General features: G+C 69.3%; 14 protein-coding genes. 7 read left to right on the top strand and 7 right to left on the bottom strand.

All coding sequences use genetic code 11. The features are described 5' to 3' along the window. Positions 1 to 74 precede the first annotated feature (74 nt). Positions 75 to 1,133 (bottom strand): terpene synthase family protein, encoded by a 1,059-nt coding sequence (locus NZH93_RS43630; protein WP_259629227.1) that lies wholly within the window; start codon positions 1,131 to 1,133, stop codon positions 75 to 77. After that, positions 1,130 to 2,485 (bottom strand): cytochrome P450, encoded by a 1,356-nt coding sequence (locus NZH93_RS43635; protein ID WP_259629228.1) that lies wholly within the window; start codon positions 2,483 to 2,485, stop codon positions 1,130 to 1,132. The genes NZH93_RS43630 and NZH93_RS43635 overlap by 4 nt, the downstream gene beginning before the upstream one ends. Positions 2,486 to 2,924: 439 nt before the next feature. On the opposite strand from NZH93_RS43635, the gene NZH93_RS43640 reads away from it, so the two are divergent. Continuing rightward, positions 2,925 to 3,071, top strand: coding sequence for a DUF1059 domain-containing protein (locus NZH93_RS43640; protein ID WP_259629229.1), 147 nt, complete (start codon positions 2,925 to 2,927; stop codon positions 3,069 to 3,071). Between the two features lie 242 nt (positions 3,072 to 3,313). On the opposite strand, the gene NZH93_RS43645 is transcribed toward NZH93_RS43640, so the two are convergent. Next, on the bottom strand, positions 3,314 to 3,775 hold the full coding sequence (locus tag NZH93_RS43645) for a hypothetical protein (RefSeq protein WP_259629230.1): 462 nt from the start codon (positions 3,773 to 3,775) through the stop codon (positions 3,314 to 3,316). Between the two features lie 392 nt (positions 3,776 to 4,167). On the opposite strand from NZH93_RS43645, the gene NZH93_RS43650 reads away from it, so the two are divergent. Further along, a complete protein-coding gene (locus NZH93_RS43650; protein ID WP_259629231.1) occupies positions 4,168 to 5,628 on the top strand; it encodes a hypothetical protein in 1,461 nt (486 codons plus the stop codon). Further along, positions 5,585 to 5,920, top strand: a complete 336-nt coding sequence (locus tag NZH93_RS43655; RefSeq protein ID WP_259629232.1) for a hypothetical protein — start codon at positions 5,585 to 5,587, stop codon at positions 5,918 to 5,920. The genes NZH93_RS43650 and NZH93_RS43655 overlap by 44 nt, the downstream gene beginning before the upstream one ends. Before the next feature lie 60 nt (positions 5,921 to 5,980). Here the strand turns inward: NZH93_RS43655 and NZH93_RS43660 are convergent, their stop codons facing one another. Further along, positions 5,981 to 6,577 (bottom strand): TetR/AcrR family transcriptional regulator, encoded by a 597-nt coding sequence (locus NZH93_RS43660; RefSeq protein ID WP_259629233.1) that lies wholly within the window; start codon positions 6,575 to 6,577, stop codon positions 5,981 to 5,983. Between the two features lie 59 nt (positions 6,578 to 6,636). Between NZH93_RS43660 and NZH93_RS43665 the strand changes: the two genes are divergently transcribed. From NZH93_RS43665 to NZH93_RS43675, 3 genes are read left to right on the top strand one after another with little or no spacing between them, the layout of a single operon-like run. Next, positions 6,637 to 7,860 carry a metal-dependent hydrolase family protein gene (locus NZH93_RS43665; protein WP_259629234.1) on the top strand — a complete coding sequence of 408 codons (1,224 nt, stop codon included), beginning with the start codon at positions 6,637 to 6,639 and terminating at the stop codon, positions 7,858 to 7,860. Continuing rightward, entirely contained in the window at positions 7,857 to 8,711 is an 855-nt protein-coding gene (locus NZH93_RS43670; RefSeq protein WP_259629235.1) for an alpha/beta hydrolase, read from the top strand. Before NZH93_RS43665 ends, NZH93_RS43670 begins: the two co-directional genes overlap by 4 nt. Positions 8,712 to 8,727: 16 nt before the next feature. Next, positions 8,728 to 10,011, top strand: coding sequence for an NAD(P)/FAD-dependent oxidoreductase (locus tag NZH93_RS43675; protein ID WP_259629236.1), 1,284 nt, complete (start codon positions 8,728 to 8,730; stop codon positions 10,009 to 10,011). Between the two features lie 94 nt (positions 10,012 to 10,105). Here NZH93_RS43675 and NZH93_RS43680 read toward each other — a convergent pair whose 3' ends face one another. Next, the gene (locus NZH93_RS43680; RefSeq protein WP_259629237.1) at positions 10,106 to 10,582 is read right to left on the bottom strand and encodes a hypothetical protein; all 477 of its coding nucleotides are present in this window, start codon (positions 10,580 to 10,582) and stop codon (positions 10,106 to 10,108) included. A gap of 71 nt (positions 10,583 to 10,653) precedes the next feature. After that, positions 10,654 to 12,081, bottom strand: a complete 1,428-nt coding sequence (locus NZH93_RS43685) for an alpha/beta hydrolase (protein ID WP_259629238.1) — start codon at positions 12,079 to 12,081, stop codon at positions 10,654 to 10,656. A gap of 189 nt (positions 12,082 to 12,270) precedes the next feature. Between NZH93_RS43685 and NZH93_RS43690 the strand changes: the two genes are divergently transcribed. Then, positions 12,271 to 12,579 carry an SDR family NAD(P)-dependent oxidoreductase gene (locus tag NZH93_RS43690; protein ID WP_259629239.1) on the top strand — a complete coding sequence of 103 codons (309 nt, stop codon included), beginning with the start codon at positions 12,271 to 12,273 and terminating at the stop codon, positions 12,577 to 12,579. Between the two features lie 181 nt (positions 12,580 to 12,760). Here NZH93_RS43690 and NZH93_RS43695 read toward each other — a convergent pair whose 3' ends face one another. After that, positions 12,761 to 13,279 (bottom strand): hypothetical protein, encoded by a 519-nt coding sequence (locus NZH93_RS43695; RefSeq protein WP_259629240.1) that lies wholly within the window; start codon positions 13,277 to 13,279, stop codon positions 12,761 to 12,763. Positions 13,280 to 13,358: the final 79 nt, after the last annotated feature.

A 13,358-nucleotide genomic window follows, 5' to 3' on the forward strand; every position in this document is an offset into this window, starting at 1 on the left:
AATTTAGGTCCGACCGGGCGAGACAGGGTGATCGTGTGGTCACCGGTCACCGGTCACCGGTCACCGGTCACCGGTCACTCGACCTCGTCCCACCACCAGGCGATACCGGGGATGGGCGGCGCGGTCGGTTCCGCGTCGGACGGCACGTCGGCCCACGGCGAGGACGTCCGCTCGCCGTGCTCCGCGCCGCGGTAGCGCGGGACGTGGGCGCTCCACTCCAGGTTGCCGCGGACGAGGTGGTCGAGCTGGCTCAGGTGCCGCCGCACCGGTTCGCTTCCCCGAGCCTCGATCCCGCGCCGCAGCCGCAGGTAGCGGCACATGATCCGGTCGTGCAGGGCGACGGTCCGCCGGACCGCCTCCGGTGCGTCGCAGCCGTCCTCGTGCGCGATCACGCCGACGATGTTGGACTCCAGCACGTCGTGCTCGGTCTCCTTCGACAGCGAGTAGAGGTCGTTGCCGATCGTGACGAGCATGTTGGCCGCCTGCGTGGCGGCGCGGACCTCGGGCCGTTCGCGGTCCTCGTCGGGCAGGTACGTGCCCTCCGCGATCTCGATCAGCGACCCGGTCAGCCTCATCGCGCGGTCGCGGGGACCGAGGTTGACGTAGTCGGCGAGCGACGGCATCGAACCGGAGACCCGGTAGGAGGTCAGGCAGGCGACCGCGAAGAACCACTCCATGTTGCCCTCGACCCACCGGCGGACCACCGCGGCGGGCGCGGCGGCCCGCGCGCGGGCGGACAGGTCGCGGAACCCGGCCGAGAACGGGTCGTCGGCGGCCACCTCGGGGTGGTCCAGGTTGGGCATCAGCCGCATCATCAGCGGGATCAGGACCTCTGGTTGACCGACCAGCGCGCCCGCGTCGAACCTGCAGTCGTCGATGGCGAAACCCAGGTGCGTCCAGTCCGAGACGATCTGCAGCCGCTCCTCGTTTCCGAAGGGCGCGATCCGGCACGCCCACTCCGCGGCGCGGGTGCGGATCAGGTTCTCCCGCAAGCCTTCCTGCTCGAGCACCCCGAGTTCGTCCAGCCAGGCGATGCTGCGCCGCCCGATGTCCGCCGCGAGCGGGTGGACGGCGGAGGGGAGCGGGCAGTAGAGGGGCGGCACCTCCGGCGCGGCCGTGCGCACGGCGGTCATCGGCCGGTCCCGCTCGGCGTCATGACCAGGCGGTCGGGGTGGATGGTCACCCGCGGCACCGGCCGTGGGATGACGGCGGGGTCGGGGACCATCCGCCACCTCCTGGTCGTCTCCGCCAGGATGATGACCATCTCGCTCCAGGCGAACGGCTCGCCCACGCACTGCCGCGCCCCACCGCCGAACGGCTGGAACGCCGTCCGCGGGATCGACCTCGCCCGCTCCGGCGACCACCGGTCGGGGTCGAAGGTCGCGGGAGCGGGGTACACCACGGGATCGCGGTGCAGGATGTACGGGCTGAACACGACGGTCGCGCCCCGCGGCAGGTCGAACCCGCCCAACTGCGCGGGCGCGGTCACGGTCCGGGTCAACAGCCACGCCGGGCCGTAGAGCCGCATCGCCTCGTGCACCACCTGCCGGGTGTAGGTCAACGACCCGAGGTCCGAGCCGACCAGCGGCCGTCCCGGCGCCACCTGGTCGAGCTCGGCCACGATCCGATCCCGGACGGCGGGGTCGCGGCCGATCTCGTGCAGCGCCCACAGCACGGTCGCGGTCGACGCCTGGCCGTTGGTGGTGACGAACGTGATCACCTCGTCCTCCAGTTGGCGCCTGCTCATCGGCTGCCCCGTGTCGGGGTCGCGGGCGTCCAGCAGCAGGTCGAGCAGCCCCGTGTCCCGCGCGGGGCGCCGATGCTCGTCGATGAGGTCGCGGATGGCGTCGCGCAGCTCCGTGAAACTGGTGCGCTGCCTGCGTTGCGCCGGCGTGGGGACGGAGCCGAGCCACGGCGGCAGGATGGTCGCCCGGATCGTCCCCGCCATCACGTCCGGCAGCACCCGCTGGATCCGGCGCCGGGTCGCCTCGGGCGGTTCGGTTCCCAGCAATGCGGCCAGGAACACCGACAGCGTCAGCTCCTGCATGTCGTCGTGGAGTTCGCGCGGCTCGTCCGCCGCCCACCCGTCGACGACGGACCGGGCGACCTCGATCATCGTGTCGCCGCGGCCCGCGATGAAGGCGCGGCTGAACATCGGCTGCACCAGCCTGCGCTGGGTGCGGTGCAGGTCGCCGTCGGCCAAGGTCGCCAACCCGTTGCCCGCGAACCGGCTCAGCGCCTCGATCAGCCTGCCGCCCTTCCCGAACGACGCGGCCCGCGCGGTCAGCATCTCGTGCGTCAGGCCCGCGTCGGTGACGACGAACACCGGGATGCGGCCGAGCATGATCCGCACGACGGGGCCGTGCCGCCGCAGCGAGTCCATGAACGCCAACGGGTGTCTCAACAGAGGGACGACGTGTCCGAGCAGCGGTGCGCCGCCCGGTGCGAGCGGAGGAGCACTGGTGGAGGTGGCGGTCGCCTTCATGAACCGGACTCCTCATTCGGCGCGCCGGCCCGCCGTGGGGCGTGGGCGGTCGAGAGGCCGTGCTTCGGGGGTGGACGAACGGTCTCCCACGAACGTAAGCGGGATCCTCGCGGGTCCGCAATGATCTACCCGTTGGCGGAGGAACGCCTGTTTTCGCTGGTGCGACTGGGTTTTGGGGGGATTTTCCGCGTTGTGGACGTGCTGGCGAGTTCCTGCCACGGATGTCGTCGCGCGGCGGGCCTTTCCACGCCGGGGCTGTTCCTGCGTCGGAGGCAAGATCGTGCGGGTAGACCGAGGTAGGCCGGGTGGACGACACGACCGCAGGCGGGTCAGCGGCGACGGCGGTCGGGTTCGAGCTCGGCGGGGTCCCGCAGAGTCCTGATCCTCCTCCGGGGAACCTGAGTAGAGTCGGTTCGGAGATCATTCGTCGGAGGTCGACATGAAGAAGAACATCAGCTGCCCTTGCGGTGAGCGGATCACCGGCCAGGACGAGGACGACCTGGTGGCGAAGACCCAGCAGCACCTCAAGGAGAACCATCCGGGCCACGATTACTCGCGCGACGAGATCCTGTTCATGGCGTACTGAGCCGGGACTCCGGGCTGTGACCCTCGGACGGCCCCTGTGCCGCTCGGAAGGTCATCGCGGCCGGCGCACCACCGCATGTCAACAACGGCCGTCAGGCCGACTTCTACGCCACAGGACAAGGTGCCCGCCGGTGTCCCGGTCTCCGCCGCGAGGAGGACGTTCCCGGTGTGCGAGTTCCGGTCCTACCCGCCGGCCACGCGGCGCCACCTGGTTGGCGACGAGGCCGGGACGGCAGCCGCGGGTCAGTACGACACACACCACCGGCCGTCTTTGCGGGCAAGCGAGACCGCGGTCTTCCCGCCGCCGTAGAGGGCGAGTTCGACGGTGGCCTGCTCGCTGGACACGTGCACGGTGCTGACTTTCGTCGCCTCCTTCGGCAGCGTGCGCTTGATACCGCCGAACGCGGGAAACAGCGCACCGCTGTCGGTGCCCGTGCACGTCAGCCGGGTCGCCGCGGCCTCGTCGTTGGCGTCGAGCGCGACCGCGTACTGCTGGGCGGCAGCCCGCGCATCCCCCTCGTCGTCACGAGCAGGCACTGATTCCGTCACCGACTCGTCGTCACGGGCGGGCCCCGGCTCCGTCACCGCCCCACCGCACCCGGCGAGCAGCAGCACCACCGTTCCCACCATCACGAACCGGCCCAGTACACAACGCACGTCCACGTGCCTCCGATCGAACGCCTCGGTCAGCTCCAGAAGGTTCATCGTGAAGCCCTTGCCCGCACCGGGGTGTCGGGGTCCGGCTCGATCGTTTCATGCCCGTTGACGGGTAGGCGCTGCTGTTCGGCGTCACGATCGAGCGACCGGACCGTCGGCCTGCTCGCCGGCACGGGGCCAGGTGCGCAGCTCCCGGCTGCGAGCCCTGTGCTGCTCGAAAGTCGTCGCTGCCACCACGTCGCCCGATGGGGCAGCCGATCGCGCACCGCCGGCTGTCCGGCCACCCCTGGACGCGGTGGGACGGCGGCGCTTACTTGGATCTTGTGATGAGGATGTCCGGATCTGCCGACCGTGATCCCGCCGGGGCGCGACGGGTGTCCGCGCCGCGGAGATCCCCGTCGGGCGGGACAGCGGTCGCCCATCTGATCGCCCTGCAGTCCGTGCTGGGGAACAGAGTGGTGGCGGGCCTCGTCGGAGCGGCGCCGACGATCCAGCGCGTGCTCGAACGCGGAGCGGCCACGGTGGACACCAGGGTGATGGTGCTCGACATGAAGGGAAACCCGATCACGAAGGGGACGATCGTCGCCGCTCCCGGCCAGGAAACCAATGCTGACGGCAGAGATCCGGACACCGTGATCGTGCTGAGCAACAAGAAGAATAGATCTCGCAATTTGAACAACCTCCGCCTGCTGACGGAGGTGGAAGCGGCGAACGACACGGAGGACGGCCTGCCCGTCGTCGACATGAACCGCTCACCCGAGGTCCTCGAACTCTTGGGCCTGTGGAAGCTCCGGTCCGACCACAAGGTCGGGGGCAACCTCGGCAACCCGACCTCGGAAACGGTGCGACTCGCTCGCGAGGCGGGTGCGCGGTTCGACGGCCCGCCGGAGACCAAGGACCGCACCGTCTACGTCGTCGAGGGCGCGTTCTCCGACGCCGAGGGCCTGATGCGCCGCCTGTTCGGGGAGGTGTCCATCACCGGCTCCGCCGTCACGGCCGACCGCCGCGCGCAGGTCGACAGACTCGGTGCGACGTGGGTGTTGCGCGAGGACAGCTCGGCTACAGACCGGATCGCCGGGACCATCGAACTCCAGATCGGCGAGCATAGCTGCGAGTACAAGTTCGCCCGGTCCAAGGAGGAGCAGGCCGAGGAGAAGAGGCGGGTGGAGCAGTGGTCACCCGACTCGCCCAAGACGCTGGAGAACGCCGAGCACATCAGGCGCGAGTTCGCCCAGGCGCAGGATCCGAGGGGCGCGGACGTCACCGCTGACCTCGTCGGGGGGAGCTACGGCAAGCCGGAGGCACCCTACTTCCGCTCGTGGGACGAGTTCGCCGGCCAGGGCCCCGGCAAGTCGTTCTTCACCGACCAGGCGTGGAAGCACCTACTCGGCTATCCCGAGAAGTCGCGCCTGCTGTTCGTCAACCGCAACTTCGGCGGCTCGCGGATCGACACGCAACGCTACGACGAGAAGACCCAGAAGCTGGTGAGCCGCCCCGCCCACGACCTGCCCCACGGGTTCGGCGTTGTCGACCCGGTCCTGGCCCACCAGGGGCGCAAGCACCAGGCGAAGGAGGCGGCGCGGACCAGGGACATCAGCTCCAGGCACGGCCCGAGGACCCCGTACCCAGGGCCGAACGCTTTGAGCCCGGACGTGTCGGTGGTCAGCGTGGGACGGCTGTTCTGGCGGCGGTTCAAGTCGTTGGACGCCGAGGGCCAGATCGGAGTGATCACGGAGTCCCTTGGCACGGACGGAGGACAAGGCGCGGTTGGAGGTCGCGTCACGCATGGAGTACGCGCGTGGCGGCGCCGAGAAGAACGGCAAGGGCGAACCGGTCAGCAAATTCCGCCTGGGGGAGGTGACGTTCACGATCTCGGGCGGGCACTCCTACAAGTTCCATGAGGAGTCCCTGGAGAGCCACCCTGGGCACGCCGGAACTCAGAAGGAGGTCGAACTCGCGATCATGCAGCAGGCGTTGGGCCGCTACCTGGAGAACGCACTCCCCAGGTCGGGAGCCGCAGGCGGAATCGCGGACAAGAAGCACTCGGTGATCGTCAACGGAGTGAAGGTCGTCTACGTCGCGTGGTCACCGGCGCCGGGGTCGAACCTGATCACCATCTCCGACTACATGGCCGTGGACGTGCCCGTCCTGGGCAGCACCGCTCTGGACCTGCAGGAAGGCTCCCGCAGCTAGTGTTCCAACGGCACTTGTCTGCCGCGACGGCGGCGTCCGCGACGGGGAGTGCTCTTGAGTTCAATCCTCTGACTGTGCCCGTGGACCGAACCGCTCCCCGCCCATGCCCAGGATCAGCGCGACCGCGTCGTGCGAACACGACCCCGGCGTCAGCACCTCCTGCAGCAGCAGGCCACGAATCGCGGCGACGGCGACGGTGGCCCTGGTCAGCGCTTGCCCGGTGTCGAGCCCTTCACGCTCCGCCAGCGAGGCCAGCATCCCGGTGAGGTCGTCCAGCGAGGAGATGAACTCGCGGAAGTCGTTCGGGCTGTACGCGGCCAGCCCCACGACGTGGAAGAACCCGCGGGCGCGCGACAGTTGCTCCGGGTGGGTGTAGGTCCGCCAGATCGCCAGGACGAGGTCGTCGAAGGTGCCCTGCCCGGCGTCGCGGAACAGCACCTCGTTGTCACGGGTCCGCTGCGCCCCGAGCATGGCCACCAGGACGCCTGTGTGCGACCCGAAGTGGTACCGCAGGAGTGCGTGGCTGGTGTCGGTCTGGGCCGCGATCTCGCGCAGCGAGGTCTCCGGTGGAGGAAGGCCGTCGTCGAAGACGTCGAGGAGACGCGCCAGGAGGCGTTCGCGTGCATCGCCGTTGCGTGCCGTGCTTGACAGGTCCACCCCAGTAGTTTATCCATTGGAAAAGAGATTTATCCATTGGAAAACTTCTTGGAGGGCTCGTGGGACGTTTCCAGGTGGTGGGCGCGACGGTCGTGGACGGGTCGGGTCGCGATCCGTGTGACGTCGCCGTTGCGGTCGAGGACGGGCGCGTCACCGAGCTGGGCGCCTCCAGCGCGAACGGTGAGCGGCTCGACGCCGGTGGGCTGACGATGACGCCCGGCTTGATCGACGCCCACGTCCACCTGGGGCTGTCGAGCCCGATCCAGCCGCAGTTCTCGTTCCAGATCAGTGCTGCCGAGATCGCGGCGGACATCTTCGCCGCGGCCGGGGCGGCGCTCGACGGCGGCTTCACGACCGTCCGGGACACCGGCGGGATCGACGGCGGTGTCGTCACCGCGATCGCCAAGGGCAAGGTCAGGGGACCGCGCGTGCTGTCGTGCGGGCCTGTTCAGTGCCAGACCGGCGGTCACGGCTACTACGGGGCCGAGTGGGAGCCCACCGATCTGTGGAGCAGCCACCACGTTCCCGGTCTGCATGCCCTGTCCATGATGGCGGGCAACGCCGACGAGTTGCGACGCAACGTGCGCGAGGCGTTCCGGCGCGGGGCGTCGTTCCTGAAACTCTGCGTGACCGGCGGAGTGGTGGGCGGCAACGACCGGCTGACCGACACCCAGTTCACCGTCGAGGAGATCGCCGTCGCCGTGCAGGAAGCCGCGTCACGGGGCACTTACGTGACGGTGCACGCCCACAACAACGAAGGCATCCGGAACGCGGTCGAGGCCGGGGCGCGCTGTGTCGAGCACGGCACGGACCTCGACGAGCCCACGGCCGCACTGATGGCCGCTCGCGGGGTTGCTCTGGTGCCCACGTTCACCGTCGTCGAGCGGCTGCTGCACGACCCTGCCGCAGCCGGCCTGGACGAATCGGTCCGCGATCGTCTGGCGGGGGCGCGGGAGCGGATGGCCAGAGCGCTCATCGTCGCCAAGGAGGCCGGGGTGCGGATCGGGTTGGGTTCCGACCTCATCGGCCCGGCCCAGGACCGTCGCGGCGAGGAACTCCGGTTGCGCGCGCGGCTCGAGACGCCGATGGACGTCCTCGTGGCGGCCACGAAGACCAACGCCGAGATCATCGGTCTGACCGAGGTGGGTGTCATCGCGCCTGGCAAGCAGGCAGACCTCGTGCTCTGGAACGGCAACCCGCTCGAAGACCCGGACATCTTCGCCGACCCCGCCAACGCCGTACTCGTCGTCCAGACCGGACGTGTTGTGAAGGACCTCCGATGAGCACCATGTGGCACGGCTGCCTCGCCGACACCGACTACTTCGAGCTGCGTTCCAGCGGCGGGCACGACTACGGCGTCTGGGTCACCACGCCGCCAGGCTACGACCCCGCCACCGCGCAGGCGCCCGTCGTGTACGTGCTCGACGGCAACTGGGCGGTGGGCCTGACGGCCCCGCTCATCGTCACCCAGCACGACCCCATGCAGAAGATCAAGCCGTACATCCAGGTCAGCGTGGGCTACGCGGGCCAGGAAGCGGAGCACTGGGCCAGGCTGCGCAACAGGGACCTCGTGCCACCCGGCGAGCCCGTCGCCCAGGAGTTCCTCGACGCCGTGGAGATGGGAGTCCAGGCGGGCGTGACGACCCGCGAGCAAGCCGACGCCTACATCGCCGAACTGCGGAACACCCAGGGCGACGCGTTCCTGAGCTTCCTCACCTCGGAACTGCACCCCCGGATCGAACGCGACTACGGCACGGCCACGAGCGGTCACGGCCTCTTCGGCTACTCCTACGGCGGACTCTTCAGCCTCTACGCCTGGCTCACCAGCACCGCGCTCTTCGAGAGCGTCGGAGCGGGCAGCCCCGGCGTTGTCGGTGAGGACAGTCAGGTCTTCGCCCAGCTCGACACCATGAGCGACAGCCTGCCTGAGGCCAAGCTCCACCTGACCATCAACGACCGAGAGCTCCTCGGGGACCTGGCCGTCTACCAGAACCTCGCGAAGAACACGGCCACCGTCCTGCACCGCCTCACCGCCCGCGGCGCGGCCGTCACCAGCGAGGTGCTGCGCGAAACGCACCTGACCGGTCTGCAGGCCTCGTTCCTCAGCTACCTCAGGACCTGCCGTGCCCTCTGAGGGGAGAGGGCGACGTGTGGATGCCGACGTGGTCGTGATCGGGGCAGGAGTGATCGGTTCGTCGATCGCCCTCGAGCTCGCGCGGGCGGGACACCGGGTGATCGTGCTCGATTGGGCTCCGGGGGCCGGACAGGGGTCGACCTCGGCATCAAGCGCGATCGTCCGCTACAACTTCTCCACCGCCGCGGGGGTGGCCACGGCGTGGGAAGCGCATTCCGGCTGGCTCGACTGGGCGGAGCACCTCGGGCACGATGTCGGCGACCTCGCGGTGTTCCGCGAGAGCGGGTTGGTCATGCTGGACGTCGAGGCGGCTCCGCGTACGTCGTGGCTTCCGTTGTTCGACGAGATCGGTGTTCCCTACGAGGAATGGGACAGCGCGACATTGGCCGAGCGCGTTCCCGGTATCGACACCGGCCGCTACTGGCCGCCGAAACGGCTCGACGACGAGCAATTCTGGGAGGACGCGAACCACTCGCTCGGCGGCGTGTACACCCCGGACGCCGGTTACGTCTCAGACCCTGGCCTCGCCGCCGTGAACCTCGCCTCCGCGGCCTCGGCGTGCGGGGCGGAGTTCCGCTTCCGCAGCACGGTGACGGCGGTGGAGAAGGCCGGGGGGCGCGTGAGATCGGTGCGACTGTCGGACGGCACCCGGATTCCCTGTGCCGTCGTGGTCAACGCGGCCGGTCCGTGGTCGGGTGCGGTGAACCAGTTGGCAGGCGTGGGTTCCGACTTCACGGTCGGTGTGCGCCCGATGAGGCAGGAAGTAGCGCACGTGCCGGTCCAGGAGGGCTATGGGGGGCCTGTGGTAGCGGACATGGACCTGGGCACCTATTTCCGCTGTGACGTAGGAGGGGGCCTGCTCGTCGGCGGAACGGAACCGGCGTGCGATCCGATGCAGTGGATCGACGGCCCGGACGCCGTCGACATCCATCCGACCACCGCGGTCTTCGAGGCTCAGGTGACGCGGGCCGCGCGGCGGTTGCCCGACCTGGCTGTGCCCAACCGGGTGCGCGGTGTGGTGGGTGTTTACGACGTCGCCGACGATTGGACGCCGATCTACGACCGCAGCGAACTCGAGGGCTACTACCTCGCGATCGGAACGAGCGGCAACCAGTTCAAGAATGCGCCGGTCGTGGGGCAACTGATGACGGAACTGATCAGCCAGGTGGAGAATGGCGTCGACCACGACGCGTCGCCCGTCCGGTTCCGGGCCCCGCGTACCGGCCTGGAGATCGACCTCGGCGCGTTTTCTCGCAAGCGCAACCGACACACCGCGAACTCGGGCACGGTGATGGGCTGAGCGGGAACTTACCGTCCCGGTCGCGGATCAGGAACTGTGCGGAGCTGCCTGCGTCGTCGAGGTCCACGACGAGGTTCGTCGCTGCCTGGGCGACTCACGCCGCGGTCGGATGCGCGGTGGCGCCCAGGACGCGGATTCGGCGGTTGGTGTGTTCGATGACCGCGAGCTTGTGCAGGCGGGTGCCGGTCAAGGTCGGGATCTCGACGAAGTCAAAGGCCAGGAGCGTTTCAGCTTGGGAGCGGAGGAAGTCCGTCCAGGTGGTGGATGTGCGATCGGTTGTCGGGTCGATTCCGGCGTCCTTGAGGATTTGCCACACCGTGGATGCGGCGACCGTGATGCCGACTTGTCTCGGTCGCTCATGGCGAGCAGACGTAGTAGAGCGACCGCGTTGGTCGCGCCGCGGCAAGGCAGTCGCCGAGTCGGTGGTGATCCAGAGCCTGATCGAGTCCTGCAACCCGGTCCAGATGGATGTCCTGCGACGGGTCCACGCCCTCATCGCGGAAACCCCTGGTGCTTTATGAGCGGCGGAGCCGCTTGCTGTGGGGCCGTCAACCGCCACCCGCACCGCCACGCAAACACTTTCAAACACTCGCGAGCCCGGAGCGGCCCGCTGACCTGGTGGTCGGCGGGCCGCCGCGGGATCTACGAGCAGACGAGGTCCTCCGCCGGGCGCTCGCCCGTGGTCAGATAGGTCGTGACCGCGTCGTTCAAGCACTGGTTCGCGCCGAGCAGGTAGGCACCGTGGCCACCCTGCTCGGCGGTGATCATCCGGGACCGGTCACCGAGGGCTCGGTGCATCTTCTCGGCACCGGCCAGCGGGGTGCCCGGGTCATTGGTGTTCTGCGACAGCAACACGTTCGACGGCCCGCGGTCACCGACGCGAACGGGCGGCTCGGCCGGTTCGGTCGACCAGAACGCACACGGGCGGATGTTGGCCCCGGCCCCACCGAACAGCGGGAAGCGCTCCCGGTCCACAGCGGTGTCGTGCACGTAGGTGCCGATCGACCGCGGCCAGCGGTTGTCGTTGCAGAGCACATAGAGGTGGCTGGACATGAGGTTGTCCACATCCTGCGCCGCCGCTTCGGTCGCGGTGGGCGGCAGCGGCTGGTTCGTGTCGAGCGCCCGCCACGTCTCGGCCAAGCGGGGCATCCGGTTGTCGCGGTAGAGCCCGCCGAAGGTCAGCAACCGGAACGTCGAGCCGTCGATGCCGTCCACTGGCTTCTGGTCCAAGCGGTCGGACAGTTCGTGGAACTTCGCGGTCACCGCCTCCGGGGTGGCGCCGAGGCCGTACTCGGGATGCGCGGCGGCGAACGCGGCGAAGTCCGGGATCCGCTCCTCCATGCCAGGGCCGAGCAGGCGGCTGGCCTCGTGGTCCAGTCCGGCCGGGACCAGGTTGCTGTCGAGCACGATGCGGTCGCTGTGCTCGGGGAACAACGTGGTGTAGACCGCGCCGAGATGCGTGCCGTACGAGTAACCGAGGAACGAAAGCTTGTCCTCGCCCAGCTTCCCGCGGATCAGGTCCATGTCCCGCGCGGTGGCCGCGGTCGAGATGAACGGGAGCAGGTGCGCGGTCTCGGACTTGGCGCACTGCTCGGCGACGGCCTTCGCGTTCTTCGCCTGCTCCAGCACGTCGACCGCGTTGTGCGCGTAGGGCGGAATGTTGCCGCGGCTCTGCTGCTCCGGCGTCAGGTCGCAGGTCACCGGTGTGCTGCGGCCGACACCACGCGGGTCGAACCCGATGATGTCGTAGGTGTCGAGCACGCTCTGCGGCAGCCCGAGGCCGGCGGGGAAGTCCAGCCCGGCTCCGCCCGGCCCGCCGGGATTGGTCAGCAGCACGCCTCGACGCTGCTCCGGATTCTTGCTCGCCAACTTGGACAGCGCGATCTCGATCTGCGGCCCGTCCGGGTTCCGGTGGTCGAGCGGAACGTCCACGGTGGTGCACTGCAGGCCGGGAACGTCCAGCCCTTCGCAGTCACCCCACCGCAATGACGGTTCCGCGAGCACCGGTGGTGCGAGTGCCGTCGCGGCCGCGACCGCGGCGGCGACGACGATGGTCAACGCTCTGCGCATGGTTTCCCTCTCCGTGACGGGACATGCGCCCGCCCACCACCCGAGTAGAAACCGTGCCCTTGAGGCATGGTCAAGATAAATCGAATGCTGTACCGATCGGAATAGACGTCGGTGGGCGCACCGTAGCCGTCCACTACCGCCAGGACTCCGATGCCGCCGCCGGCGTCGTCGAGAAGATCACCGCGTCCAGTGGCAGGGCGTTCAGCTCCGCCGCCGACCTGGCCGCGCCCGACACCGGAACCGCCCTTCTGGGCCGACTACGCCGCCGCGGGCCCGCTGCGCGACGCCCCGGTGCGGATGCTGGTGAACAACGTCGGGATCTCCCTGCGCGGCACCATCGAAGAGTTCAGCGCCGAGGACTTCGCCCGCCAGCAGCAGGTCAACGACACCGCGCCGTTCCTGATCACCCAGGCGGGCCTGCCCGCCTCGCCGACGGCGGGCGCATCGTCAACGTCTCCAGAACGCCCGTGGCCGCATTGGCGAACGCTGGCGAGGTAGCGGGAAAGCCGGATGGGGTGCTCGTGCCAGCCGCCATCGGCGGCTTGGGCGGCGACTGCGGCGAAGAGTGCCCGTTCGGTGTCCAGCCAGGCCCGCGCGGCGGTGGGATCGTCCGTCGGCGGGCCCTCGCGGTGGGGTAGGCCCGCCCTGGTCAGCCCTTGCTCGGTGCCACCGCGACCACTCAGCCCGAGCCCATGCCGCAGGCCTTCGCGGCCTCCTCGAACTTCTTGGTGTCGTCGCCGAGGGCGAGACTCGAGCCGCTGGCGCTGCCGGTGCCGGTGAAGTCGGGGTCCGGCATGTCGATGCCGTGCTCGCGCATGCACTTGGCCTGCTCGCGCATCTTGTCCTTCTCCTCCTGACTCGGCTCCTTGTACTCGCCGCCGTTCGGGAGGAACTTCTTGCACGCGTCGTTGGCCTTGTTCATCTTCTCCTGTTCGGCGCCCTCCCCGATCGGGATGGCCTGCATCACGCCGTCCTTGGGGTCGGGCATGTCGATGCCGTTGTCCCGCATGCACTTGGCGTATTCGCGCAGCTTGTCGTCGTTGACGGGGTCGAGGTTCGCGCCCTTCGGCTTGTCCTGCCCGGACGACGGGGAGCCGGAGACCGACGCGACCTTGCTGCCGCTGTCACCACCCCCACAGCCCGTGACCAGCACGAACAGCACGGGTACCAGTAGGCCTGCGGCAAACTTCACCTTCACGTGCTCCTCCTTGTGTGTGGTCGGCGGGGGCGCTCCCCCGAGTTCGGCTCCGCCGCGGTCGAAGTTCTACGGACCGGGG

Origin of the sequence: Umezawaea endophytica, from assembly GCF_025061645.1 — a bacterium.
In the GTDB taxonomy this organism is placed as follows: Bacteria; Actinomycetota; Actinomycetes; order Mycobacteriales; family Pseudonocardiaceae; genus Umezawaea; species Umezawaea endophytica.